Raw genomic sequence first — 2,130 nt, 5'->3', positions numbered from 1 at the left:
GTCCGTGACGATCAGGGCGCAGGCCCCGGCGTCCAGGGCGGCCCTCGATCTCGTCGAGCAGATCTCCCCATCGCGCCTCGCCGTCCTCGTAACAGGTGCACACCAGCAGCACTTCGCCGGGAGCGGGCTGGGGAAGGCCGGGAAACGACATGACTCTCCTTCGGGGGACGGACGCCGGGGACGAGCGCGCGGGGCCTGCCGTGGCCGTCGGCGCGCATCCGCGCGCCCTGTCCGGCCGGCCCGGCGAGGTGGAACGATCCTCCCGACCGGCAGCAGTACGCGACACCACGGGCCGTCGCGCGGGCGATCGCGGCGGCGGGTGGCGGTCGGTCTGCCGGGGAACCGCGGACATCACGACGTACGACAAGGGGGCCGGACATGGCTGTGGTGATGGCGCTGCACTGGGCGGGAGTCACGCCGGAGCAGTACGACACGGTACGCGACACGGTGGACTGGGAGGAGATCCCGGCGGTCGGCGGCCAGTTGCATGTGGCCTGGTTCGACGCCGCGGGACTCCATGTGACCGACGTATGGGAATCGGAGGAGGCGTTCGAGACCTTCTTCGCCGAACGGCTGGCACCCGCGGTCCAGAAGGCGGGCATCACCGGCGCGCCCGAGACGGGCCTCAGCCCGCTGCACCGGCGCTTCGTCGCTCCCGGCGTCGACGGCGCCGCCTAGAAACTGAGCTGATACGGCGTCGCGGCTCTCCCGCGACCCGATCCGGCGGCCAGGTCCCGGGACCTGGCCGTCAGGCCGTACGGGCGAGCAGGTCGTCGAGGCGGGAGCCCTGCGCCCAGCGCCGGAGCGCCTCGCCGTCGAGGAGGAAGGTGTTCTCCTGGCGGTGGGCCCATCGGATGTCGCGCTCCTGGAACGCGCCCCGGTGCACGACAAGTCGAAGGTGCGGTGCCGCGCCGTCCCGGTGTGCGTGGCGGTGCGGCCGGTCCTCGTCCGGCAGGGGCTCGGCGACCGGCCGGAAGGCCACATGGAGCCGGTGGCCGGCCGCGTTGCGGGCGCACAGGCGCGGCCGGTCCGGTGCGGGCAGCAGCCGTACCCGCCAGCCGTCCCGTCGCAGCATCCGGGCCACGGCCAGGGCCAGGCCCTGGACGTCGAGGGCGAGGAGTTCCTCGGCGGTGTAGCGGCCGTGGCGACGGCGGCTGCCCGGCCGCCCGCGCCGGACGCCGATCACGGCGGCGCAGACCATGAGACCGACACCGGCGACGGGGACGACGATCCCGGCGGCACGGTAACCCAGCGCGAGCGCGGCGGTCACCGCGCACACGGCCGCCGCCGTCGCGGCGAGGGCGGGCAGGACGTCGCGGAACCTGGGCCCGGTGAGGTCCTGGTCCCGCGCGCGGCTCACCGCGTGCCGCTTGCGGGGGCGTGGTGGTAAGGAGGGCCCGGACGTCCACGACAGGCGTGCCACAGTGTCCCCCAAGCTCGCGCTCTCACCGGCGCTGGAGGCATACCCAGCACGCGCCCGGCCTGCCCGGTGGAGGGCAGGGATCCGGCCGTGCCCGACGGCGCACGGAAGCATCGCCCGGCGCTCAGGGCGTGCGTGGACGACGCACAGCTCAGCGGGGGCGGCCCCCTGGGCTGCCGTCGATGCGCAGGACGCTCTTTCCGACGGTGGCGCCCTCGCGCAACCGCTGAACGGCGGTGCCGACTTCGTCGAGGGCGTACTCGGCGGTGATGTCGATACGGATCCGCCCGTCGGCCAGGAGTCCGAGGGCCTGCCGTGCGGAGTCGGCGAGGCGCTGCGGGTGGGTCCGGCCGAGCAGGTGGCTGTTGTAGGTCAGCAGGGACGTGCCGCTCATGAGCAGGTCGTCGGTGTCGGCGAGGGCGGGCTCGCCGCCGCCTACGGTGCCGTAGGCGACAAGCCGTCCGTGCGGGGCGAGCATCCGCAGGCCGTCCCGCCGGGTCCGGCCCCCCACCGGGTCGAGGACCACGTCGAACCGTTCTTCTCCGGCCGCGTCGGGCAGTTCGGCGCGCAGCAGGATCCGGTCGAAGCCGAACCGGGCCGCGTACCGGGCCCGGTTCGGGCTGCCGACCACCCCGACGATCCGGCCGGCGCCGGCCAGCCCGGCCAGCTGGGCGGCGACGGTACCGACTCCTCCGGCGGCCCCATGGATC

Annotated in this window: 3 protein-coding genes; 1 reads left to right on the top strand and 2 read right to left on the bottom strand. The window is 74.8% G+C overall.

The window, feature by feature from the left end; all coding sequences use genetic code 11:
• Window positions 1-378: 378 nt before the first annotated feature.
• Window positions 379-678: a hypothetical protein gene (locus ABT085_RS45925; RefSeq protein ID WP_351623118.1), complete on the top strand. Its 300-nt coding sequence runs from the start codon at window positions 379-381 to the stop codon at window positions 676-678.
• A gap of 70 nt (window positions 679-748) precedes the next feature.
• On the opposite strand, the gene ABT085_RS45920 is transcribed toward ABT085_RS45925, so the two are convergent.
• Window positions 749-1,360: a hypothetical protein gene (locus tag ABT085_RS45920; protein ID WP_351623116.1), complete on the bottom strand. Its 612-nt coding sequence runs from the start codon at window positions 1,358-1,360 to the stop codon at window positions 749-751.
• A 211-nt stretch (window positions 1,361-1,571) separates the two neighbouring features.
• Window positions 1,572-2,130: zinc-binding dehydrogenase (locus ABT085_RS45915; protein WP_351623114.1), on the bottom strand; the 559-nt coding region annotated here is incomplete at its 5' end.

The organism is Streptomyces sp. NPDC002265 (genome assembly GCF_040296125.1).
Lineage (GTDB): Bacteria > Actinomycetota > Actinomycetes > Streptomycetales > Streptomycetaceae > Streptomyces.
This window is presented reverse-complemented; position numbering and strand designations above follow the sequence as displayed.